At 49.6% G+C, this 24,741-nt stretch carries 22 protein-coding genes and 1 pseudogene; 20 read left to right on the top strand and 3 right to left on the bottom strand.

What is annotated here, in order from left to right; genetic code table 11:
- Positions 1-54 precede the first annotated feature (54 nt).
- From IPP66_21870 to IPP66_21815, 12 genes are all read left to right on the top strand, one after another.
- Positions 55-885, top strand: coding sequence for a hypothetical protein (locus IPP66_21870; protein MBK9927929.1), 831 nt, complete (start codon positions 55-57; stop codon positions 883-885).
- 68 nt (positions 886-953) lie between these two features.
- On the top strand, positions 954-1,484 hold the full coding sequence (locus tag IPP66_21865; protein MBK9927928.1) for a hypothetical protein: 531 nt from the start codon (positions 954-956) through the stop codon (positions 1,482-1,484).
- A 68-nt stretch (positions 1,485-1,552) separates the two neighbouring features.
- A complete protein-coding gene (locus IPP66_21860) occupies positions 1,553-1,783 on the top strand; it encodes a hypothetical protein (protein MBK9927927.1) in 231 nt (76 codons plus the stop codon).
- Positions 1,784-1,851: 68 nt separating this feature from the next.
- Positions 1,852-2,466, top strand: a complete 615-nt coding sequence (locus tag IPP66_21855) for a hypothetical protein (protein ID MBK9927926.1) — start codon at positions 1,852-1,854, stop codon at positions 2,464-2,466.
- A complete protein-coding gene (locus IPP66_21850; GenBank protein MBK9927925.1) occupies positions 2,447-2,677 on the top strand; it encodes a hypothetical protein in 231 nt (76 codons plus the stop codon). Before IPP66_21855 ends, IPP66_21850 begins: the two co-directional genes overlap by 20 nt.
- Before the next feature lie 68 nt (positions 2,678-2,745).
- Complete coding sequence (locus IPP66_21845) at positions 2,746-3,066, top strand: hypothetical protein (GenBank protein MBK9927924.1); 321 nt, start codon at positions 2,746-2,748, stop codon at positions 3,064-3,066.
- Positions 3,047-3,277: a hypothetical protein gene (locus IPP66_21840; GenBank protein ID MBK9927923.1), complete on the top strand. Its 231-nt coding sequence runs from the start codon at positions 3,047-3,049 to the stop codon at positions 3,275-3,277. The genes IPP66_21845 and IPP66_21840 overlap by 20 nt, the downstream gene beginning before the upstream one ends.
- A 69-nt stretch (positions 3,278-3,346) precedes the next feature.
- Positions 3,347-3,667 (top strand): hypothetical protein, encoded by a 321-nt coding sequence (locus tag IPP66_21835; protein ID MBK9927922.1) that lies wholly within the window; start codon positions 3,347-3,349, stop codon positions 3,665-3,667.
- On the top strand, positions 3,648-5,885 hold the full coding sequence (locus tag IPP66_21830; GenBank protein ID MBK9927921.1) for a sortase: 2,238 nt from the start codon (positions 3,648-3,650) through the stop codon (positions 5,883-5,885). Before IPP66_21835 ends, IPP66_21830 begins: the two co-directional genes overlap by 20 nt.
- A 203-nt stretch (positions 5,886-6,088) precedes the next feature.
- Complete coding sequence (locus IPP66_21825) at positions 6,089-8,587, top strand: DUF4012 domain-containing protein (protein MBK9927920.1); 2,499 nt, start codon at positions 6,089-6,091, stop codon at positions 8,585-8,587.
- 83 nt (positions 8,588-8,670) lie between these two features.
- Complete coding sequence (locus tag IPP66_21820; GenBank protein ID MBK9927919.1) at positions 8,671-9,750, top strand: hypothetical protein; 1,080 nt, start codon at positions 8,671-8,673, stop codon at positions 9,748-9,750.
- A gap of 82 nt (positions 9,751-9,832) precedes the next feature.
- Positions 9,833-11,299 (top strand): DUF2723 domain-containing protein, encoded by a 1,467-nt coding sequence (locus IPP66_21815; GenBank protein MBK9927918.1) that lies wholly within the window; start codon positions 9,833-9,835, stop codon positions 11,297-11,299.
- A gap of 46 nt (positions 11,300-11,345) precedes the next feature.
- Here IPP66_21815 and IPP66_21810 read toward each other — a convergent pair whose 3' ends face one another.
- The 3 genes from IPP66_21810 to IPP66_21800 all read right to left on the bottom strand — a co-directional run bounded on the left by IPP66_21810 (position 11,346) and on the right by IPP66_21800 (position 15,484).
- Positions 11,346-12,725 carry a PAS domain S-box protein gene (locus IPP66_21810; protein MBK9927917.1) on the bottom strand — a complete coding sequence of 460 codons (1,380 nt, stop codon included), beginning with the start codon at positions 12,723-12,725 and terminating at the stop codon, positions 11,346-11,348.
- 40 nt (positions 12,726-12,765) lie between these two features.
- Complete coding sequence (locus tag IPP66_21805) at positions 12,766-13,215, bottom strand: response regulator (GenBank protein ID MBK9927916.1); 450 nt, start codon at positions 13,213-13,215, stop codon at positions 12,766-12,768.
- A 76-nt stretch (positions 13,216-13,291) separates the two neighbouring features.
- Positions 13,292-15,484 (bottom strand): PAS domain-containing protein, encoded by a 2,193-nt coding sequence (locus tag IPP66_21800; protein ID MBK9927915.1) that lies wholly within the window; start codon positions 15,482-15,484, stop codon positions 13,292-13,294.
- A gap of 194 nt (positions 15,485-15,678) precedes the next feature.
- On the opposite strand from IPP66_21800, the gene IPP66_21795 reads away from it, so the two are divergent.
- The 8 genes and pseudogenes from IPP66_21795 (at position 15,679) to IPP66_21760 (ending at position 24,175) form a co-directional block, all read left to right on the top strand.
- Positions 15,679-16,014 (top strand): STAS domain-containing protein, encoded by a 336-nt coding sequence (locus IPP66_21795; GenBank protein ID MBK9927914.1) that lies wholly within the window; start codon positions 15,679-15,681, stop codon positions 16,012-16,014.
- 90 nt (positions 16,015-16,104) lie between these two features.
- Entirely contained in the window at positions 16,105-16,518 is a 414-nt protein-coding gene (locus IPP66_21790; GenBank protein ID MBK9927913.1) for an ATP-binding protein, read from the top strand.
- Between the two features lie 5 nt (positions 16,519-16,523).
- Positions 16,524-19,781, top strand: a complete 3,258-nt coding sequence (locus IPP66_21785) for a GAF domain-containing protein (protein MBK9927912.1) — start codon at positions 16,524-16,526, stop codon at positions 19,779-19,781.
- 182 nt (positions 19,782-19,963) lie between these two features.
- Positions 19,964-20,335 (top strand): transcriptional repressor, encoded by a 372-nt coding sequence (locus IPP66_21780; GenBank protein ID MBK9927911.1) that lies wholly within the window; start codon positions 19,964-19,966, stop codon positions 20,333-20,335.
- 35 nt (positions 20,336-20,370) lie between these two features.
- The gene (locus tag IPP66_21775; protein ID MBK9927910.1) at positions 20,371-21,288 is read left to right on the top strand and encodes an energy-coupling factor ABC transporter permease; all 918 of its coding nucleotides are present in this window, start codon (positions 20,371-20,373) and stop codon (positions 21,286-21,288) included.
- 99 nt (positions 21,289-21,387) lie between these two features.
- Entirely contained in the window at positions 21,388-22,179 is a 792-nt protein-coding gene (cbiQ, locus tag IPP66_21770) for a cobalt ECF transporter T component CbiQ (protein MBK9927909.1), read from the top strand.
- Positions 22,176-22,886 (top strand): ATP-binding cassette domain-containing protein, encoded by a 711-nt coding sequence (locus IPP66_21765; GenBank protein MBK9927908.1) that lies wholly within the window; start codon positions 22,176-22,178, stop codon positions 22,884-22,886. The genes cbiQ and IPP66_21765 overlap by 4 nt, the downstream gene beginning before the upstream one ends.
- A gap of 239 nt (positions 22,887-23,125) precedes the next feature.
- Positions 23,126-24,175: pseudogene (locus IPP66_21760) on the top strand (hypothetical protein).
- Positions 24,176-24,741: the final 566 nt, after the last annotated feature.

The raw sequence follows: 24,741 nt of genomic DNA, 5'->3' as shown, positions 1-24,741 counted from the left end.
ACGCGGATGGCACCCTGAGCGTACCGGGCAGGCACGGCAGCCGGGACATACACAGTGACGTACCAGATCTGTGAAGTATTGAACGCGACGAACTGCGATCCAGCGGATGTGACCATCCAGGTTGACCCGGCGGTGATCGTAGCGAACGATGACGACTACAGCGGAACGCCTGTGAACGGCCTGACGGGTGGGACGACCGCGACGGTGTACAGCAACGACACATTGAACGGTGCAGCCTTTGCTAACGGGGATGTCACTCCGAGCATCACAGCGGATGGTGGACTGACAGGTGTAGGGATCAACGCGGATGGCACCCTGAGCGTACCGGCAGGCACGGCAGCCGGGACATACACAGTGACGTACCAGATCTGTGAAGTATTGAACGCGACGAACTGCGATCCAGCGGATGTGACCATCCAGGTTGACCCGGCGGTGATCGTAGCGAACGATGACGACTACAGCGGAACGCCTGTGAACGGCCTGACGGGTGGGACGACCGCGACGGTGTACAGCAACGACACATTGAACGGTGCAGCCTTTGCCAACGGGGATGTCACTCCGAGCATCACAGCGGATGGTGGACTGACAGGTGTAGGGATCAACGCGAATGGCACCCTGAGCGTACCGGCAGGCACGGCAGCCGGGACATACACGGTGACGTACCAGATCTGTGAAGTATTGAACGCAACGAACTGCGATACAGCGGATGTGACCATCCAGGTTGACCCGGCGGTGATCGTAGCGAACGATGACGACTACAGCGGAACGCCTGTGAACGGCCTGACGGGTGGGACGACCGCGACGGTGTACAGCAACGACACATTGAACGGTGCAGCCTTTGCCAACGGGGATGTCACCCGAGCATCACAGCGGATGGTGGACTGACAGGTGTAGGGATCAACGCGAATGGCACCCTGAGCGTACCGGCAGGCACGGCAGCCGGGACATACACGGTGACGTACCAGATCTGTGAAGTATTGAACGCAACGAACTGCGATACAGCGGATGTGACCATCCAGGTTGACCCGGCGGTGATCGTAGCGAACGATGACGACTACAGCGGAACGCCTGTGAACGGCCTGACGGGTGGGACGACCGCGACGGTGTACAGCAACGACACATTGAACGGTGCAGCCTTTGCCAACGGGGATGTCACTCCGAGCATCACAGCGGATGGTGGACTGACAGGTGTAGGGATCAACGCGAATGGCACCCTGAGCGTACCGGCAGGCACGGCAGCCGGGACATACACGGTGACGTACCAGATCTGTGAAGTATTGAACGCAACGAACTGCGATACAGCGGATGTGACCATTCAGGTTGACCCGGCGGTGATCGTAGCGAACGATGACGACTACAGCGCGACGCCTGTGAACGGCCTGACGGGTGGGACGACCGCGACGGTGTACAGCAACGACACATTGAACGATACAGCCTTTGCCAACGGGGATGTCACCCGAGCATCACCGCGGATGGTGGACTGACAGGTGTAGGGATCAACGCGGATGGCACCCTGAGCGTACCGGCAGGCACGGCAGCCGGGACATACACAGTGACGTACCAGATCTGTGAAGTATTGAACGCGACGAACTGCGATCCAGCGGATGTGACCATCCAGGTTGACCCGGCGGTGATCGTAGCGAACGATGACGACTACAGCGGAACGCCTGTGAACGGCCTGACGGGTGGGACGACCGCGACGGTGTACAGCAACGACACATTGAACGGTGCAGCCTTTGCCAACGGGGATGTCACCCGAGCATCACAGCGGATGGTGGACTGACAGGTGTAGGGATCAACGCGGATGGCACCCTGAGCGTACCGGCAGGCACGGCAGCCGGGACATACACAGTGACGTACCAGATCTGTGAAGTATTGAACGCGACGAACTGCGATCCAGCGGATGTGACCATCCAGGTTGACCCGGCGGTGATCGTAGCGAACGATGACGACTACAGCGGAACGCCTGGGAACGGCCTGACGGGTGGGACGACCGCGACGGTGTACAGCAACGACACATTGAACGGTGCAGCCTTTGCCAACGGGGATGTCACTCCGAGCATCACAGCGGATGGTGGACTGACAGGTGTAGGGATCAACGCGGATGGCACCCTGAGCGTACCGGCAGGCACGGCAGCCGACATACACGTGACGTACCAGATCTGTGAAGTATTGAACGCGACGAACTGCGATCCAGCGGATGTGACCATCCAGGTTGACCCGGCGGTGATCGTAGCGAACGATGACGACTACAGCGGAACGCCTGTGAACGGCCTGACGGGTGGGACGACCGCGACGGTGTACAGCAACGACACATTGAACGGTGCAGCCTTTGCCAACGGGGATGTCACTCCGAGCATCACAGCGGATGGTGGACTGACAGGTGTAGGGATCAACGCGGATGGCACCCTGAGCGTACCGGCAGGCACGGCAGCCGACATACACAGTGACGTACCAGATCTGTGAAGTATTGAACGCGACGAACTGCGATCCAGCGGATGTGACCATCCAGGTTGACCCGGCGGTGATCGTAGCGAACGATGACGACTACAGCGGAACGCCTGTGAACGGCCTGACGGGTGGGACGACCGCGACGGTGTACAGCAACGACACATTGAACGGTGCAGCCTTTGCCAACGGGGATGTCACCCGAGCATCACAGCGGATGGTGGACTGACAGGTGTAGGGATCAACGCGGATGGCACCCTGAGCGTACCGGCAGGCACGGCAGCCGGGACATACACAGTGACGTACCAGATCTGTGAAGTATTGAACGCGACGAACTGCGATCCAGCGGATGTGACCATCCAGGTTGACCTGGCGGTGATCGTAGCGAACGATGACGACTACAGCGGAACGCCTGTGAACGGCCTGACGGGTGGGACGACCGCGACGGTGTACAGCAACGACACATTGAACGGTGCAGCCTTTGCCAACGGGGATGTCACTCCGAGCATCACAGCGGATGGTGGACTGACAGGTGTAGGGATCAACGCGGATGGCACCCTGAGCGTACCGGGCAGGCACGGCAGCCGGGACATACACAGTGACGTACCAGATCTGTGAAGTATTGAACGCGACGAACTGCGATCCAGCGGATGTGACCATCCAGGTTGACCCGGCGGTGATCGTAGCGAACGATGACGACTACAGCGGAACGCCTGTGAACGGCCTGACGGGTGGGACGACCGCGACGGTGTACAGCAACGACACATTGAACGGTGCAGCCTTTGCCAACGGGGATGTCACCCGAGCATCACAGCGGATGGTGGACTGACAGGTGTAGGGATCAACGCGAATGGCACCCTGAGCGTACCGGGCAGGCACGGCAGCCGGGACATACACGGTGACGTACCAGATCTGTGAAGTATTGAACGCAACGAACTGCGATACAGCGGATGTGACCATCCAGGTTGACCCGGCGGTGATCGTAGCGAACGATGACGACTACAGCGGAACGCCTGTGAACGGCCTGACGGGTGGGACGACCGCGACGGTGTACAGCAACGACACATTGAACGGTGCAGCCTTTGCCAACGGGGATGTCACTCCGAGCATCACAGCGGATGGTGGACTGACAGGTGTAGGGATCAACGCGAATGGCACCCTGAGCGTACCGGGCAGGCACGGCAGCCGGGACATACACGGTGACGTACCAGATCTGTGAAGTATTGAACGCAACGAACTGCGATACAGCGGATGTGACCATCCAGGTTGACCCGGCGGTGATCGTAGCGAACGATGACGACTACAGCGCGACGCCTGTGAACGGCCTGACGGGTGGGACGACCGCGACGGTGTACAGCAACGACACATTGAACGGTGCAGCCTTTGCCAACGGGGATGTCACTCCGAGCATCACAGCGGATGGTGGACTGACAGGTGTAGGGATCAACGCGGATGGCACCCTGAGCGTACCGGCAGGCACGGCAGCCGGGACATACACGGTGACGTACCAGATCTGTGAAGTATTGAACGCGACGAACTGCGACACGGCCACGGCCACGATCACCGCATTAGTCGATCAGGTGGATCTTTCCCTCACCAAGACCGTTGATATCACAACACCACTCGTTGCTACGAATATAACCTTCACTCTTACGGTGACGAACGCGTTGACCAGTACGGTGCCTGCCACAGGTGTGGTTGTCACTGATGTGATCCCAGCCGGGTTTACTTATGTGTCCCATAACACGCTCAACGGCTCATATAACAACGCTACCGGAGAATGGTCACTGACCAATCCTCTTGCTATTGGAGCCAGCGCCACGTTGGGTCTCACGGTTTCTGTCAATGTGCCGGGGCCGTACACGAACTATGCCGAGATCACAGCGGCGCTTGAGGTCGACCCAGACTCAACTCCGAACAATGGACCGCGGACACCCGATGAAGACGATGATGCCAGCGTAACAGTCACGCCAACGCAAGACAACCCGAGTTTGGGTAAATCTGTCAGCGGTAGTAACCAGACGTTTACAGTTGGCACAGATGTAGCGATTGGTGAGATCGTTGAGTATACAGTCAATATTAACGTTCCACCTGGGGTATTTAATAACACCCAAATGGTGGATACAATGGATCGCGGACTTTCCTTTATGGATTGTGTCAGCATTACTGGAACAGGATTAACCACTTCCGTTGGATCTCTAACTACAGTTTGTGATAATGCGGTGTCGGATAACCCCGGAACCACCACGGTAGACGATGGCCGTCGTGTGACATTTGATTTGGGCACATTGACAAATAGCTCCGGCTCAGATCAGACCCTTTCGTTTGTTTATACAGCTGTGGTTTTGGATAACGCTGATAATGTTTCAGGTCTGACACTTAATAATAGTGCCCAACTCATCTTAGGCTCAACCCCATTAACCCCTGTCAGGGCTGCTGTCAACATCGTAGAGCCTGACCTTTCGATTTCAAAAACAGCCAACACAACATTGGTAGCGGTAGGCTCAGAAGTTACGATCACTTTGAATATTCAACATACAGCAAACAGCGAGACGAATGCTTATGATGTCTTGGTAACTGATGCCCTTCCTACTGAATTGGAACTGGTGACTGGAACATTAGAGTGCACATCTGGCGCGCAAGATGCGACCACTTGCAGTTATGATACAGGTACGCGTACTGTTCGTGCAATATGGAATAGTTTTGCCTTGGGCGGTGGGAATGGACGTGTAACCTTCCGTGTGAGGATTATGTCTCTGCCGCCTGGTGGTGTTTCCAACATAGCTAATGTTGCTTGGACCAGCCTACCGGGGGATGTGAGCACGCCTCAGACCAGTAACGCCTTCTCAACTGAACGTGATTATGACCCTGCCAGCCAGGTGGATGTGTATGGTACGAGCGATACACTTGTACTTGGTGTATTCAATGGAGCGGTACCCGCTACTGGCTTTGCACCTAATGTAGTCACTGACCTGAGCAAAGTGAGACGAGAAAACTACTCACAAGCTGGAAATATGACAGTGGAGATTCCTGCATTAGGGATCAACCTGCCGGTCGTAGGCGTGTCGCTAAACAATGGAGAGTGGAATGTAGCTTGGTTGGGGAATCAGGCTGGATGGTTGGAAGGAAGCGCGTTCCCAACTTGGAGTGGCAACAGTGTGCTTACTAGTCATGTTTATGGCGCGAACGGGTTGCCAGGTCCATTTGTAAAACTCAACACGCTCAAATATGGCGATAAGATCGTAATTCATGCATACGGCAAAAAGTATGTTTATGAAGTGCGGGCCAACAAGGTGGTCAACCCGAATGATGCATCTATTTTCAATCATGAAACGAAGTCATGGTTGACGCTCGTTACCTGTAAGGAGTATGACGAGGCAACGAACACATATAAGAAACGCGTAGTAGTACGTGCCGTATTGGTAAGTGTAGAGTAACGGTAAAATAGATAAAAAGATGGCGTCCATGAAAAGGACGCCATCTTTTTATTAAAGACTCCATCAACTGGTAGAATTGGCCTCGCACTTTGATGATCCAGTAATTACTCTCATTGCGTCTTATGTGGACGATATCAATAAAAGTTTAGATAGAACAAGTCCCTTTTATTTCTGTTTGCAAATTTATCCCGTAGAAATTTTCGATGAACACCGTTGAACTTAGAAAAATCCTTGAAAACATTCAAGCTCCGCATAAATTAGATTCTCATCCCTGGGTATCTGCTCGTTTTGTGTTAGATCTTGCACGTGACTTTCAAGGTTCTCCCGGCGAAAAACTGATCCATGCTGTTTCTGCAGTATTTCGCGAAACTATGCCGGGGATTCCACCTCGGCGTGGCATTCGTTTGGACACGCGTTGGGCTGAGTTCGGTTTGCTTGCTGCGCAATATTTTGCGCCTGCCAAGTTTGGTGTTGTAGCGCCAGGCTCTTTGCGTAATGCTTGGGCTCATATTGACAGGGCTATTTTGTTCTTTGTATATGGGCGTGCAGACGAATTAACTCAGGCTCAATTTGAGCCTTATATATTGATCGGGCGCGAATCGGGTGTAGCGCCAGATAGTACATTGAGTGATTGGCACCGAAAAGGAATCGAACAACTGACGCACGCTATTCAAGTGCGTGAACAATATTTATCCCGCCAAGTTGAAGATGCTTCCCTTGCTTCTTCTCCGAAGAAGAAACCTCGTAAGGTGCGCCGATGGATTGCGCTTGGTATTCTGGGTCTGTTTTTGATTCTTGCCACGTTGGGCGTTATAAAAGCTTTACATGTGTACGGTTTGGCACGAGTTGTTGTAGATGACATTTATAAACTTCAGGATGTGTCCAAGACTCCAAGTATTGATAAATTGAAAAATGCAGGGGCATTACTTTCAAAAACGCGCCAGGATTTTTCTGCTTTACGAGAAGAGGTAGGTCCTTTTTTATGGATGACCTCCTTGTTGGGCTGGGTGCCAACTTATGGTGGAGATATGATTTCCGCCCCTGCGTTGATCGAGATGGCCGATTCGATGCTGACTTCTGCTGATATGACGTATCAGGCAGGCGCGCCTCTCTTGGACGATGTATTGGATTCTTCAGGTGAGATCAGTTTCGACCCTCCCAGACTCCTCAATCTTTTGAATCAGATCGCGCCACAGATGAATACTGCGTCCGATCAGTTACAAAACGCACTGACTGCCAGAGAAAAATTAAATATTGAAAAATTGTCCCCTCGAGTAAAGGATTTGGTTATAAATAGAGTTGATCCTTTGCTTGGTTTGATGCGGGATGGGTTAACTCTGGCTGTTGAATTGCCGCAAGTTGCAGGTGCATCTGATGAAGGCCCCAAAACATATTTGCTTTTGGTGCAAAATGAGGATGAACTTCGTCCAACGGGTGGGTTTATTACTGCAGCAAGTTCGGTAGTTGTGCAGGATGGGCAACTCGGCGGTATGGATTTTGAAAATTCTGGGGATATGGATAATTGGGATCAGCCCTATCCTAGCGCGCCCTGGCAATTGAATGAATACATGAATAGCCCGGTGATGGTATTTAGAGATGCAAACTGGTTTACGGATTTTCCAAGATCTGTGCTGTATGCGGAGTATTTGTATTCGTATGCAAAAGGCCATTCCGTTGATGGGGTGATTGCTTTCGATCAGCATATGTTGGTTGAGTTACTGCAAGTCGTAGGTCCGATTGAAGTAGAAGGTGCGGATCAGCCTGTTGACGCCAATACAGTTGTACCTTTCATGCGCGAGTCAAAGATAAAGACGGAAGAAGACCTGGCAATTCCTGGATGGAATAATAAATTGTTTATGAATAGGATTTCATCCGCTTTGTTGAAGAAAATACTCTCTGGCGATGTGCCAGTTCGTAAATTTGCTGATTTTATAGTTCGAGTGTTGGATGAACGTCACTTAATGATTCAGCTTGATAATAAAGAAATGTCGAACTTGCTGGCTCGTCATAATTGGGATGGTGCTATCAAACCTGTTGATGGTGACTTCCTAATGGTAGTGGATTCGAATATTGGCTTTAATAAAACTAATTCTGTGGTGTCTACTAAACTTACCTATAGTATTGACCTGACAAATCCGACTACGCCAGTAGCCCAAGTACTTATTGAGCATATGAACTCTTCCTCAGGCTTAATCCCTTGTGGGTTGCGTGATAGAGTTTCATTGGATGGTCAGGAGAGTTATCCGATTGATCGTTGTTATTGGGATTATCTGCGAATTTACACTCGAGGGCAAAGCAGGTTGTTGCAGTCCAACCCTCAATCCATTCCAGCCGAGTGGATGTTACGTGGACAAGATGTTTTTGCCCGTGTAGACACCTTGGATGAGGATTTAGATGGTATTTCAACTTATGGCCTATTAAAAGTTGTGCCGGGAGGGCAAACGGTGACCACCAAGCTCCGGTATGTGCTTCCAATGGATACGTTATCTATTCGCCCGGGAACTCGACAAGTTGTATATCGTCTCACGGTAAAGAAACAACCCGGCACTATGGCTATTCCGATTGATATTGAAGTTCGTTTGCCGGACGATGTAGCCCTGTTTAGTGTTCCCGATGGAACTCAAGTGAACGGCAATGTAGTTTATTATCCAAGCAACCTTAGAACGGACTTGGAATTCGAGCTTGTTTTCGAAGTTCCTTGAACTCGTTCCAAATCCGAAGTTTGTTTTTGGCATTATGAAATACAATTTATGCACTATTTATATTTCGATATAAGGAAGATGAAATGAAAAACAGGATACTTTTTTTTGTTGTAATCGCCTTGGTGATTTCTGTAACCGTTATTGCCAGTACTGACCCAACTTGGGCCAGTGCGTTACGTTTTCCGAGCAAAACCGAAGGTCCCCGCCCTTTAAAGCTAGATCAGTTGGGAGCCCCAAGCCAGCAGTTTGACAAGATTTCGATTGCAGAAGATGGGATTTATTATCTCGGTGGTGTTTGTGCGTTTGAGGTGGATTATAAGAATACAGGACTTCGCGATGATGTTGATATTGATGTGCCTGTAAGCCTTTCTAGCGACATCCCTTACAATGCCCCAAATAATTTGAGTACCCTGCTCTTGCCAGGATGTCACGTGGTGCATTACAAGGAAAATCAAGTAGTGGACTCAGTCTCCACAGAAGATGGACAATGGTCTGTTTGCTTTGGGGAGCGTCCGGAAGCCAACCTTGTAATTTATTATTACCTTGATTCTGCTCAACCGAAGGTGTGGGCACCACTTGCAACCAGCCATCAAAATGGACTTGCTTGTGCTTCCGCTTTATATACTGGCGAATATGCACCTGCTAGCGAGCCTCCTATAAGTGAAGGGGTAGGGGGAGATGTTAATAGTCTGGCTAGCGATACAAACCCAGGAAGTATTGTGCCTCCGTCTAACTCTGTTACTATTACAAAGTCAGGTCGTTATTCTGTCGGTGGAATTTGTACGTTGATCGTAGAACATAAGAAAAATACCATCCAAGATCAGGTGCATGTACAAGACCCTGTGAATGGAGATCCGGTTGATAGGGAGACAAATCTTACATTCCCAACCGAAAATGGATTGCTGTACCAGCCGGGTTGTCACGTGCTCCATTACGAGGATAATGACATTGTGCGTTGGGAACAGTCAACGGCAGACGATGGTAATTGGACTATTTGCTTCGCGGCCCGCCCCGATAAAGAAATGACGATCTACTATTATCTTGGCGACCTGACGGATTATGCCTCACAGTGGACCGCTTTAGAGTCCACTACAGAAAACGGGATGGTTTGCGCGCCTGCTCAATTCACTGGTATGTATACACCCGGTGGAAAAGATAAATAACCAACTTCAACTTTGACATCCATGAATTTTATAAAAGGCCGTCCCAAATGGATGGCCTTTTATGGTTAAAATCAAGATAACTATGAATCGGAGTTTTTCCCTTGTTCGATCAGCACCGCCCGTATTGTTGGGCGTTGTATTGTTTTCGATTTATATTACAACGATGGCTCCGGGTCTCACTTGGGCAAATGATGGTTCAGATGGTGGGGACTTGATTACAGCGGCCGCAATTGGGGGAGTGCCACATCCAACAGGGTATCCTGTTTATTTGATCCTCGCCAGAACTTTTCAAGCGATTCCTGTTGGCTCACTCGCATATCGGACAAATCTTTTGTCTGCCATGTGTATGACGTTAGCATCCATTGTTTTGTATGCCTTAGTGGCTCAATACCTTGCCGCACAAGGAAGACAATGGCCCCAATTCGCTGGTTTGGTAGCTGGGCTTTCTTTTGGACTAGCCCCACTCATATGGTCTCAAGCTGTTATTACAGAGGTGTATGCATTACATGCTTTATTGATGGCAGTTCTTCTCTTTTTATATACTCAATCAAAGAATATGAGACATATATATCGTTGGCGTGGGTTATTCCTTGGCCTTTCTCTGGGAAATCATGTGACCAGTATATTTCTCATTCCGATCTTCGTTGCAGATATAGTTCTGGATCAATCTACTTCCACGCGTCAAAAATGGACCGTTTTTCTGAATCAATCTCTATGGGTTTTTGTCAGCCTGACAGTGTATCTTGTTCTACCTTTTCGAGCATCATCTTTTCCTCCTGTGAATTGGGGCAACCCTCAAACCTTCGATGGGTTGATTTGGCTTGTGACAGGGCAACTGTATTGGGACCAATTATTAATTCCTGTAAGTTCTTTTATTCACCGAATTGCCGCATGGACATCCCTCCTGCTTGAGAATTTTTCCTTACCGGGGATCTGTCTTGGATTAATGGGTGTGGTTTATTTTTTTCAACGTTCTCGTTTCTATGTTTGCACCCTTTGGATTGCCATTACTTTTTCCCTCTTTTCGCTTCAGTACGATACAGTCGATTCAAAAATGTATCTTATCCCTGCATTCCTATGTTTTGCGGCTTGGGTCGGGGTGGGAATGGATGGAATCCTCGGTCTGGTTGATCGACGGTTAATAGTAAAGGTTGTTTTAGGGACGGTCGTCATTTCATTCATGTTCATCAATGCTATTCACGTTGCACCTAAAGTGGACGCATCTAATGATAAGCGCGCCGATCAATTCGTAGAAATGGTGTTTGCGCAAGCGCCTTCACAAGCCATTCTATTTGTGAAAGGGGACGGAGCAGTCTTTAGCTTATGGTATTACCACTATGCCTTGCATGAGCGGCCAGACTTGTTCGTTGTTGCATCTGACCTCCTGCACTTTCCTTGGTATCTTGAAACTTTACGTGTTACATATCCTGTTTTGAACCTTACGGAGCCGTTTCCTTGGCCGCAGACCATTATAGAAATGAACCTGGGGCTACCCTATTGCTATGTGGACACTGCAAACACCATGGAGATCGATTGCGTCCATCCGTAGTGTTGTAGATATAAGGAAACGGCGCTCCGAAATGGAGCGCCGTGTTTTAGCCTGTAGTGATCAAGGGGATAAATATTTCCACAATATGTGGATCAAAGAGGCGTCCTGCTTCTTTTTGCAGGTATTCGATCACTTCTTTGGGTGGCATTTTTTTGCGATAAGGACGGTCACTTGAAAGGGCGTCCCACACATCTACCACTGCAAACATACGGGCATGGAGAGGAATGTCCTCGCCTTTGAGTTTGTGAGGATACCCACTTCCATTCCAGCGTTCATGATGGTAATAGGGGATGGTGATGGCGTCTCTCAGATATTTGATTTGGGAAAGCATCTGGTAGGCCATTTCGGGGTGCTTTCGCATGATGACCCATTCATCATCCGTGAGCGGACCTGGCTTTTGCAGTATCTCATCGGGTATACCCATCTTGCCCATATCGTGCAAAAGGGCTCCACGGCGGATGTGTACGATCTCCTCCTCGGTATACCCTAGTACGCGGGCAAGCTTTACCGTCATATTTGTGACGCGTTGAGTATGCCCTTCTGTTTCGCGGTCTCTCAAGTCTAAGGCAAGTACCCAGCCTTCGATTGTCTTGTCATAAGCTTCTTGCAAGTCTGTGTGCGCACGTTGAAGAGCTTCTTCAGCTTCTTTACGTTCAGTGATATTACGGGAAGACGCCTGAAATTCCTGACGGTTATTTATTTCATCAAAGAACAAGCGGGCGGTGGTTTCGATCCAGATATATTCACCGTTCTTATGTCGTGCACGGTAATCCAATGTGACAGTGATATCGTCCCATTTGGGTGTGGCGAGCAGATCACTCAACTCTTTTGCATCTTCCGGGTGAATATATTGCACCACCGGTGTTCCGATCAGATCGTTGGGCTCATACCCGAGCAGGGTATGACAGGCCGGGGATACATAATGGAAGATACCTTTCACGTCATGACGCGAGATCATATCTGATGAGTTTTCAGCCAGTAAACGGAATTGTGATTCGCTCTCGGTGAGTGCGATCTGGATTTGTTCTTTCTCTTTGCTGGTTTTCCATTGCTCAATGGCACGTTCTGCGATATGGGGCATGTCAGTCATCGATTCAGACGACTTGACAATGTAATCGAGCGCACCCGCCTTGATCACATTTACGGCATTGCGCTCGTTGCCATAGCTTGTCATGATAATGACAGGGATAACTGGTCCGCTACTATGATCGTCTTGCAATAGCTCGCTACTATCTCCATCTGGCAGTCGCCAGTCCGCAATGATCAATGTTGGTTGAGAATTTTTCAGATATTCCCGGGCGTCTGCCAGCGTATGGGCAATGGACAACCTCGATTCATCCCCCCGATCTTCAAAAGAGCGCTGTATAAGCTCTGCGTGTGCAGGATCATCCTCTATCAAAAGGATGTGGATGGTGCTATCCATCATAGAAGTTTGTACCGTGTACCGATGATGTACCGTTTATTATTTATTCTTTACTATGGGGATTGGTATTCCAGCCCAGCCAGTAAAATCCAAGATCGTCCATCAACTTCTTGAATTCTTCAAAGCCCACGGGTTTGACCAGATAACTGTTGGCGTGATTGTAATACGCTCGCGCAACATCCTTTTCAGCTTCTGATGTTGTCAATACAACAACAGGGATGGCCTTTAACTCATCTGTCTCTTTGATGGCTTTCAGTACATCTATTCCGTCCACGCGTGGAAGCCTCAGGTCGAGAAGGATCACATGTGGGCGTGGGTTGCTGGATTGATCGGAGAACTCTGCCCGATGGAAGAGATAGTCCAAAGCTGATTGGCCATCAAGAAAGTGACGGACCCTGTTTGCGATCCTGTGTTCTTCCAACGTGCGAATGACCAGCTCCGCATGATCTACATTATCTTCGACGAGCATAACGAGGATGGGTTCTCCAACCATTGAGCTCTCCTTGCGATTGTTCATAATCTCTTGGCAATTCTAATCGTTTTTAGAATTCATGGGTATACCTTAAAAGTTACACGTCTTCTTCTGGGGTTGGCAAAGTGAATAGGAATGCCGCGCCTTTGCCCAACTCTGATTCAACCCAGATACGACCTCCATGAATATCAATGATCCGCTTTACCAGTGTCAGGCCGATTCCTGTGCCTTCAATATTTGGGTCAAGCCGATTGAAAAGGCCGAAGATACGCTCGTGATATTGTGGTTCGATCCCCATTCCATTATCACGGACGACAAATATTGGCTTGCCATCTATATCGACCCCGTTCACACTAATGGTGATTGTGGGCCTTGTTTGATCACCCATGAATTTGATTGAATTATTGATCAGGTTTTGGATGACTTCTGCCAAACGGAGTCTGTCCACATGGACGATTGGGAAGTCCCCGATCACATCTACCCGTATATTCCCCGCCTCAAGCGGACCCGAAAGCAGGTCCAGCGTTTCTCGAACAATTTCCTTAAACGACACATCCACAGGCGGGTTGACGATCCTCCCGATGCGTGAGAGTTCCAGCAATTCATTAAGTAGCGATTGCATTTTATCAACTGCCCGGCCGATACGAGTTAAATCGCTATCGAAACGCTTTAAGTCGCCGGACTCTGCATCCTGTTTAAGGTAGCCAAGAAAGCCGCGTATTGTGACAAGAGGGGCGCGCAAGTCGTGTGAAACCGTGTACGTAAATCTCTCTAATTCGGCATTCTGTGCTTCCAGTTCCTTGTTGAGGATGACCCTATCAGTGAAGAGCCGTGCATTTTCTATCGCGTTTGCTACTTGATCTGCCATGGATTGCAAGGCTGTGATATCCACACGCGAGAATGCGCTGGGCTTTTCTGATTGTATCGTCATGGCACCGATGATCTCTCCGAGTGCGACGAGTGGCAGTGCGATCTCGGAGCGAGTCAGTGGCAGAAGAGGATTGGCAAATCGGACGGCATCCTCTCCAACGTCCAGTGCGATGCGCGCTTGTTTATTTTGAATGCACCAGCCGATCATGGATGACTCCTCCACTTTCAGGCGGTGCCCCGACTCGATCATGCGTTCTCCCATTTTGCCGGTAGCCGCACTGAGAATGGCCCATTCTTTTTCTTCATCCACAAGGAAGATGCCCACGTAATAATATTCAAAGTGATTTCGAATCAGTTCAACCACATTTGGAAGGAGTTCGTTGATATCCAAAATGGATGTTGCCGCACGTGAGACCTCAGCCGCTGTTTGTAGCTGTATGGTGCGTCGAGTCATTCCATTTACAAGATCAGCCTGTTCATTTTCGGCCTGCTTGAGTTGGGTAACGTCTGTCCAGACGCCCAACCAGTAGAGCGGTCTACCTTCTTCATCATGAACAAGCGTAGCCTCATCCTTTAGCCAAACCACACGTTTGTCCTTTGCAATGACACGATATTCCATGTCGAAAGGTTCTTTGGTTCGGGAAGTGTCGCGACTTCTTTCTAAAACACGTGCGGCATCATCAGGATGTAGTATTTTTACCCAGAAGAGCGGATCGTCTGTAAAAACATTACGTGGATAGCCGAGCAATTTTTCCACCTGCGGGCTTACATATTCGGTTTTGGCCTCTGGAGCAGTGTTGTCGATATAGGTTGTAACAGGGATGTTTTCAAGCAGTGAGCGGTAACGTGCTTCATTAGATTGTGACTGTTTGAGGGGGACGCGTGTGTTGAGAAAATTGATGTTCTGCAGAAGGAGTACAAGTATGAAAAAAAATGTATAAATGCTGACCCGCGCGATGGGTGAATAGTTGATGGGAGTGGGGAGGAGCCCCTTTGATTCTGCAAGAGCGATCCAAAGACTTGTCAAAATACAAATGATTCCGATGATGATATTTGCCTTGCGGTTTACGATCAGACTGCTGAAAATGATGATGACAAGGTATCCAATAACCATTGGGGCGGCTATGCCACCTGCAGAGGCGGTGCCTAGTGTGAGAAAAACCCAGATCGCCATAATCATGATGGCACCGGCTACGCGGGTTTTCCCTTTTCGAACAAGTACCATGGATAATATGGAAACAGGTATGATCGTTGCGCCTATAACGAGCGAGCGATGGACAAGCTCAGGTGCAATCAACAATGTAAATATGGGAAATATCAAACTCATCACGATGAACCCCATAGCGAGATAGTAATTTCCCCGTGCGGCAATATTAAGTTCATCCGTGCCGAAGTCGGGAGGCTTTAAAAAACGTCTCAAGTTTTTTCCAACCATAATCTTCCCAAGTATAGCATCGCTTGTTGGTTACTGTGCTTACACAACAGATAATTTTTCCTGAAAGCCCTCATGTACAACGATCCAACGGCTGACAAAGCCTGATAGCCTCGAGAAGTTCTCATGTTATAATCTTTTTCGTTGATGGTCAGGACCAAATCTTACTTGGAGGATCCCCCATGGAAATTACCGTTCAAGAGTTCAAACATTGCGATATGATCACGGTGAAAGGTCGTGTGGATAGTGCTACGGCGCCACAGTTGGCGCAGGCCCTTGAAGCCGCAAACGAAGGTGGAAAATACAAGCTGGTGGTCAACATGGAAGGATTGGAATATATGTCCAGTGCTGGTTTCCGTGCGTTGCTTGCCGCTCAGCGTAACTGCAAGAAGTACAATCGTGGTGAAGTGGTATTGGCTGGTGTGCCAGACCGTATTCGTGAAGCACTTGAGTTGGCTGGCTTCACCGAATTGTTCAAGACCTTTGATAATAACCTCACAGCAGTGGGGCATTTCTAGTTATTGCGGGTTTGGAGTGATCCACTTTTTATTTAAAGAAAGGATGCCGCTTGCAGTTGTACGATACTGGAGCGGCATTTAAATTATTCGATGCAAACTGTTCAATTTGCCGCGAAGTTTGATTTCCTCGACGAGATACGTGAATTTGTCGGGGATGTGGCGCGTAAAAACGGTTTTACTGATAGAGAAGTCTACAATATTCAATTGGCAACGGATGAAGCGGCCTCGAATATCATTGAACACGCCTATGAAGGTGTCACCAATGGATTACTCGAGATCTCCTGTGGAGTACGTAATAAAGCCATTACGATCATTCTTGTAGATCATGGCGAATCGTTCGATCCATCCGGTGTCCCCACGCCTGACCTTAAGGCAGATCTATCTGATAGAAAGATCGGGGGGTTAGGCCTCTTTCTCATGCGCAAACTAATGGATGAAGTCCACTATACCGCAGAACCAAAGAAAAACCGTAACACCCTCACAATGATAAAACGAAAGGGGTGAACGGCATGTTGCCTGCTGAGCAATCCGCACAGGCGCTTGATTGGGGTGATCTTGCCGCATTGGGGGAACAGATCGTCAGTGCCACCTCGCTTTCCGCGCAACGAGACCAGATCCATTCGATGGTTTCGCGGCTTATTAAAGGCGAAGTGAGCGTCTGGCTTCAGGACAATTTATTCCGATTACCGAACATAGAGAACGAGCTAGACTTTAAACAACAACGCCCCTCGGCTGGGATGCAACGTGCCCTAGAGGCCGGGGAACTACGTGTTAAACAAAATCAGGGGACAAAAAGCAACGCCTCTCCACGGACCTGGGCTGTGATCCCGCTCGAGGAACAGGGTATCAAGCTGGGAGCGATTCAAATTACACGCCCAACTGGACCCGCTTTCAAAAAGAGCGAACTCAATCTGTTGCAGGGCATTGCTGGTATTGCCTCTGTCGGTTTGGTGGCCTCGCACCGTGTGGCAGTGGAGCGTTTTAGACTCAATCAGTTGAACCTTGTGCGCGAAGTCAGCGCCCAGATCGTCAACGCTATCAGCGTCACTGAACTTTCCAACCGTGTAACCAAACTCATCCAAAAGACCTTTCAATATTACAGCGTTGCCATCTTTACATTGCGGAGCGACTCGTCGGCTTTACGGTTTCGCGCGAGTGCCATGGCGCCTCGCACAGACCAACGTAAAAAGAAGATCGTTCTGGATGTAGAAATAGGTCAGGGATTGGTGGGGCAGGTTGCGGCGCAGGGAGAGCGGATCTTAGTCCCCGATGTGCAAAAAGACGAGCGCTATCGTTACGTTGATGTGCTCTCCGAAACACGTTCTGAAGTTGCGATCCCCTTGAAGTTCGAAGGTCGAGTGTTGGGTGTACTCGATGTGCAATCGGATCGCCTGAACGCTTTTCATCCCAATGACCTTTTAGTGCTCGAAGCGCTGGCCGATACGATCGCGCGCGCTGTGGAAGGTGCGCGTTTATACGGCGATTTGCGTCGTCGTGCCAACCAGTTGACACTGATCGCTGAAGTGAGCAAAAGCGTAAGCGCGTCCCTTAACCTGAATCAGTTGATGGAAGATGTCGCCTCGCTGATCCACGATCAGTTTAGGTATCCGCATGTGAATTTGTATACGGTACATCCGAACCGTCGCTTGATCGCATATGTCGCTGGGAGCGGCGCAAGAAAGATCGGGTTATCTGGTTACACACTTTCACTGGATGATGCACAAGGGATCATTCCTTGGGTGGCGCGTAACGGACAGACCATTCTTGCGCACGATGTACAAGAAGATGAACGGTATCGCCCATCGCCCTTGCCCCCTGAAAATACACGCTCTGAACTTTGTGTGCCCTTGTTGTATGACGGGACTGTTGTCGGCATTTTAGATATTCAATCGGATAAAGCTAATGCTTTTTCCAAGGACGACCGCATAGCCTTTGAGGCCGTCGCCGATAATATTGCTATTGCCATCCACAACGCAGATTTGTATCGTTCCGAGCAATGGAGACGGCAAGTGGGGGAGAGTCTGCGCGAAGTGGCGGGTCTCGTCTCTGCCAATGTGGGCGTGGATGATGTGCTTCAGGGTATTCTCGATGAACTCGACCGTAACCTGCCTGTGGATATTTCTGCCATCTGGCTTTTCGATGAAGATGAGTTATATCTTGCGGCTTGTCACAACTGCGACGAAAATCAACTTGAACAAACTTTGTATGATTCGCAAGAAACCTATGATGGTTTATTGGCCGCCGTATATTCCTCCGAGCCTATCATTCGTAAACCGACCGACCCTCTATGGGTCACAGGTTTAACCGCTGGTTTCGAGAACGATTATTCAGCGCTGGCCGCACCTCTGCGAATTGGTGAACAACCTCTGGGTGTGATCACGATTGCACATCGCACACCCGGTAGATATGGGCACGAAGCACAGGTCATGACGACTACCTTCGCGAGTTATGCGGCAGTTGCCATTGAGAATGCACGTCTCTACGATACAGCGCAGGAGCAGGCCTATGCCTCGGCCGCATTGTTGCAAGTGGCGCAGGCTGTTGTGAGTTTGAACGACCTCGATGAGATTCTCGGTACGATCATTCGTATCATGCCGATCCTCGTAGGTATCGAGCGTGCCGTTCTATATCAATGGAATCCTGAGAACGAAACTTTTATCCCTACGCAGGAATATGGGTTGAGTGAAGAAGATGAAAAACAATTTTGGACGCGCACATTTTCTTCCGGCGAGTTTGCTTTTCTGGATTCCTGCCGAAACGAACTTGGACTTCGGGCCTGCCAACTGGACGAAAAGCCTGATCTTCAATCCTGGATCTCTCTCGACCCAACTCAAGAAATCAACCTCGGCCACCCCGGTGCGTTCTTGTTTGCGGTACCTATCGCAGTCAAAGGGACACTCTATGGTGTGATGCTCGTTGAAGAAGCCGCAGGCGGACTTCGCTTTCGGTCTCGCAGGCTTGAGATCATTACCGGCGTTGCACAACAAGCCGCGCTTGCCATTCAAAACGACATGCTCCAAAGAGAGATGGTGGTTCGCGAACGTCTCGAAACGGAAGTACAACTGGCTCGCCAGATCCAACAGACCTTCCTGCCTGAATCGTTACCTGAGTTTGAAAATTGGCAACTCTCTGCACGTTGGAAGACAGCCCGTCAGGTGGGCGGCGACTTCTACGATGTATTCGACCTCCCCGAGAATCGACTCGGTCTCTTCATTGCCGATGTCTCTGATAAAGGCGTGCCTGCCGCACTCTTTATGGCCCTCACGAGGACGCTTGTCCATGCCGCTGTCATTGAAACTGATTCTCCGGCAGATGCTTTGAGACGTGTAAACGACCTCTTGATCCCTGATACCAAACAAGGGATGTTTGTCACCGCGGTTTATGCCGTGTTGGATATGAATAACAACGAACTGACTTATGTCAACGCGGGGCATAACCCTCCTATATGGGTGAAGAACGATGGCTCGCTCGAAATGCTAAGGCGTACAGGTGTTGCGCTTGGCGCGGCAGAGAATATGAAGTACGAACAGCGCGTCATCTCGCTTGAGAAAGATGATTGTATGCTGTTCTACACCGATGGTTTGACCGAGTCTTACAACTATGATGGTGAGTTCTATGGCGAAAAACGTCTTGAGGAAGCGCTAAAGGCCAATCACTGTTCCTCCGCACACGAATTGATCGGCGTGGTCGAAAAGTCCCTGCTCGATTTTGTGCAAGATATGCCTCCCGCTGATGATTTGACGATGTTGGTGTTAAGAAGGGTGTAATTGTGCTTCTGTGTTAACCAATTCATAATGAACTGCCAGCAGAAATTGCTGGCAGTTTTAATGTAAGAACTATCAGGGATATGTATACTGTATAGTGCTTGTTATTGTAAAAACTTGCAATAAGGATGTGTATGTCCTGCGCTTCTGAATATGCCCCTCAACTCCGTGCCCGTGGATACCGAATGACCCCGCAAAGAATGGCGATCTTACATGTGCTTCGCCATGAAGGGATTCATTTATCACCTGCCGATGTTTATAAAAAGGCGCGTAAGGAAATGCCTGGTCTCACCGAGCCGACGGTTTACCGTACGTTGGAATTCCTGGCTGATAATGGACTGGTTCGTCCATCCTATTCATCCAATGGGCACCTCACGTATGAGATCGCTGGGAGTGAACACCATCATATTGTGTGTCGTGTTTGTGGGGGTGAGATCGAAGTGGAACATACAATGCTGGAGAGCCTTTATCGTTTGCTTGAAACAACAAGCGGTTACCGAAGCATTGATAGCCATGTTACTTTCTTCGGGGTGTGCCCGAAGTGCCAAACGACTTAGTAGAGGAGACTTACATGTTATATTCACCTGAGCCGATGCATATTCCCGATGGATTTCTCAGCATCATCATTTCTTTGATCTGCTGGGCGATCACGGTCGCAATTCTGGCGGTTGCGATCTCTCGTACGAATAAAAGTTTGGGAGAGAGACAAGTCCCATTGATGGGTGTGATGGCGGCATTTATTTTTGCCGCGCAGATGATTAACTTCCCTGTCGCAGGCGGGACATCTGGTCACTTGTTGGGCGGTACACTGGCGGCGATCACGCTTGGTCCGTGGGCGGGGATGCTTGCCATGACGGCGGTCATCGCCGTGCAGGGACTGTTGTTCCAGGATGGCGGCTTGATCGTGATGGGCGCAAACATTCTTAATATGGGATTGTTGACGGTCGCTGTTGGATATGGGCTATACCGTTCTGCCGCTGGCAAAAGCCAGAAGACAAAACTTATTATGGCTGGCATTGCCGCATGGCTTTCTGTCATGACGGGGGCGTTGACGACGTCGCTTCAACTCTGGTTGAGTGGAACTGCTCGAATTGATATTGTTGTGCCTGCCATGCTGGGCATTCATGCGTTGATCGGGCTTGGTGAAGCGGTGATCACTGTCGCTGCGTTAGCATTTATCTTTCGCACACGGCCAGACCTGCTTGGCGAAGGCTCAGCCTCCGCAGAAGGTAGCCGAGGTTGGGTTGTTGCGGGCGTTCTCATCACTTTGTTCGTTGTGTTGCTTTCACCATTTGCTTCTGCTTCCCCTGATGGCCTGGAAAGAGTCGCTGAAAACATTGGATTCTTGGGAAATGGTCAGTCCTCACCGTATCAGGTTATCCCTGATTACACCATTCCATTTCTCGGTTCTACCCCCATTTCGACAATTGTCGCTGGTGCGATCGGTGTGATGGTCGTGCTGGCGCTCGCCTTCCTTGCTGGTCGTTCGCTGCAGAAGAAGATATCGTAATGTATTCCTCCCTGAGCGGAGCGCAGCGAAGTCGAAGGGCGCTTCGACTACATTCGTCGCAAAAAGCACTCCTCATTCCGCTCAGCGCGGGAGATAATCATGCACTTTGACGCTTTTGACCGTTATCATGATACCGAAAGTTTCATCCATCGCCTTGACCCACGTGCGAAGGTGGTGGTGACTGTTGCGTTCATCCTTTCGAATGCCCTTTTGCCCGATGGTGCGTGGATCGGATTTGGGCTTTCGTTGTTGTTCCTGTTGTTCGTGACTGCGCTTTCGAACCTCGGCATAACGTTCACTTTGAGACGTTCTTTCGTTGCATTCCCGTTTGCGCTCGTTGCGATTACAGTCCTCTTTTCTATTCCAGGGAATCCAATTACATCGTTCCGCTTCCTCATGTGGGACCTGACGATCACCGATGCGGGTCTTCTACGTTTTGTAAGTATCGTCATTCGTTCATGGCTTTCGGTGCAGATGGCGATCTTGCTCGTGGCAACAGCGCGTTTCCCAGATATTGTCCATGCGTTGGAACATTTGCGCGTGCCGATGATATTGACCACGATCATCGCGTTCCTCTATCGGTATCTCTTTGTACTTGCGGATGAAGTCTTCCGTCTGCTTAGGGCAAGAGAAGCTCGTTCGGCGGCCGCGGCAGGCTCGAGGTCGGGTGGAAGCGTGGCATGGCGTGCAGGAGTCGCTGGCAATATGGCGGGTCAACTTTTTTTGCGGAGTTACGAACGCAGTGACAGAGTCTACAATGCGATGCTGGCGCGCGGGTATACGGGTCATTTGCAGACGATGAATCCGCATGAACTTCATCGCACAGATTACGCTACGATGGCGTTTTCAATTCTATTTTTTCTTTTGCTTCAATTGGCGGGCCGACTATGACAAACGTTTTACAAGTTAAGGATCTACATTTTTCATATCACGATGGGCATCAGGCGTTGCGCGGTGTTTCGTTCGAGATGTGCCCCGGCGAAAAGGTAGCGCTGGTGGGACCGAACGGCGCGGGCAAATCCACTTTGATGTTGCACCTGAATGGGATTTTGACCGGCAACGGCGATGTGACCGTGGGAAACGCCCGCCTCACTCGTGACAATTTGCCTGTCATCCGTTCAATGGTCGGACTCGTGTTCCAGAACCCCGACGATCAACTCTTCTCGCCGACGGTGTTCGAGGACGTGGCATTTGGTCCACTTCACATGGGCTTGCCTAAAGATGAAGTGCGTGCACGAGTCGAAGCGGCGTTGAGCGATGTGAGAATGTCAGGGTATCGTGACCGCATGTCGCACCACTTGAGCGTGGGGGAGAAGAAACGCATCGCCATCGCGACCGTCCTTTCGATGAACCCGCAGATACTGGTATTGGACGAACCCTCGGCGGGACTCGATCCGCGTGCGAGAAGGACATTGATCAACCTGTTGCGCGAATTGCCCATCACGATGTTAGTGTCTACGCACGATATGAAACTGGTCGAGGAACTCTTTCCCCGCACGATTGTGATGGATGAAGGTCTCATCGTGGCAGATGGGGATACGAAAAAGATTCTCGCTGATGCGAAGTTGTTGGAAGCACATGGGTTGGAGAGGGCGTAAGGGGAGAGCAGGGAAATAAATAGTGAAAAGTGACCAGAAAGGAAGTCCGTCTCGCAGGAGGCGGACTTTTTGGTTTCTGCGGGGCAGTAGGCAACCTAGTTATAATCAAATTTGTGACATATGACAGTTGTATTTGTCTTGCATACTCCCTAAACTAATACTTGGACAGGGAGCATATGAAGCCCTCATCGAAATTCTAATCCCTTTGAAGTTATGTTTTTTTCAATTAGGAGGATCCCATGAACATTGTTCGCTTTCGCCAGCAGGCCACGAAATTGTGGAGTGCGGTGATATTGTTATGCCTATTGGCTGTGAATTTAAGTCCGACTACTGCTTTAGCGGCAACTGGATCGACAATCAGCGGGACAGCTTTCTACTCTACTACGCCATTAGTCAATGTGCAGGTTGCCCTCACAACCCAAGTACCACCATATAACGTTATCATTTCTTCTACCACAACAAACGCAGCTGGGTTCTATACATTGTCTGGGGTACCCGCAGGAAATTATTATCTTTGGGTGTATAGTCCAAGCAGTGAATATATTTCTGTTGGTGTCTCTATCTCTGTTAATCCTGCATACTCATACCTGAAAAATTTGTATCTGCCCAAAAAAATAACCCTGATTTCCCCTGCGAATCAATCCACGGTATCCACGCGTAGCCCCACATTTTGTTGGCAAGGACTTCCTGAGGCTAGCAATTATACTTTTCAACTTAATAAGACATCAGACTGGACATTGATAGACTTTGTGCATAATATCAAGTCAAATTGTTATACGACGTCACAAGTATTAGAAAGAGGAATCCAATATACATGGCAGGTTAATGCAACAGATCAATATGGCCATGATGTTGGTGGCACAGCCAATCAATTTACATTTCGTGTTGAAAAACCGTCTATTGTTTTTGTCCACGGCTGGCGCGGGTTCCCACCTCAAATTATTGGATGTACCAACGCAAAGTATGACCTCACCACTCCGCAGGAAGCAAAAGACTATTTTCAAGGTGCGGGCGATAGGTTGAAAACCGATTTCGGTTACACTGACGATAACGAAATTACCTATGCCAGATTAGTGAGTAATCCCTGCTACACTCCCTCACTTGAAAATAATGTTTCCCACCTTATGGATGCTATTGATAATGCCAGAGCCCTTAATCCGGAACAATCCAAAGTTATCCTCATTGCCCATAGTATGGGCGGGTTAGTGGCAAGGGCCTACATCGAGGGACCAAAGTATCGAGGTGATGTAGCGGCTTTGTTCACCTTTGGTAGTCCGCACCTAGGTACGCCTGATGATGCTCTCGCTTTCCCGCTCAACGGAGTATCGCTGGGCACAGCTTGTAAGAATTATCAACCTGCGGCGTGTGATTTCTCCGTGCTAGGCATGATGCTTTTCAACATGAATCATCACAAAAACAATGATGTAAACAATAAAAACTATGTAATTTATCATGCGATCAGTGGAGACGCGCCTCTTTTCACTCGTAGCGCGGCAGGCATAGCAATGGATGCGCTGATTCCAGGGGCAGATGATGGCGCTGTACCAACAGATAGTGGAAGGGCGACTTCGCTGGGTACCTTTGACCGCTGGACGACAGATGAAGTACACGGTCCAGGTAGTAATGGACTATTCAATTTTGGCACTCACACTTACTTTATCCGCGATGGCGGAGCGAGTACGAGCTATACCCAGTGCATCAAGAAAATATTGATAGATGGTGCATCGAATTGTGGCAATGTCAGCACAGCATCTGCAATTCAGCAAAGTGCCCCAACAAAGATGATCTCTCCACAGATCATTTCAACACCGACACTAGCGCAACACACGCCAGTTGAATACGGTACGTTGCAATC

It is taken from the genome of Candidatus Defluviilinea proxima, assembly GCA_016721115.1.
GTDB classification, from domain to species: Bacteria; Chloroflexota; Anaerolineae; order Anaerolineales; family Villigracilaceae; genus Defluviilinea; species Defluviilinea proxima.
Note: the sequence above shows the minus strand (reverse complement) of the source record. Positions and strands in the feature narration are given on the sequence as shown.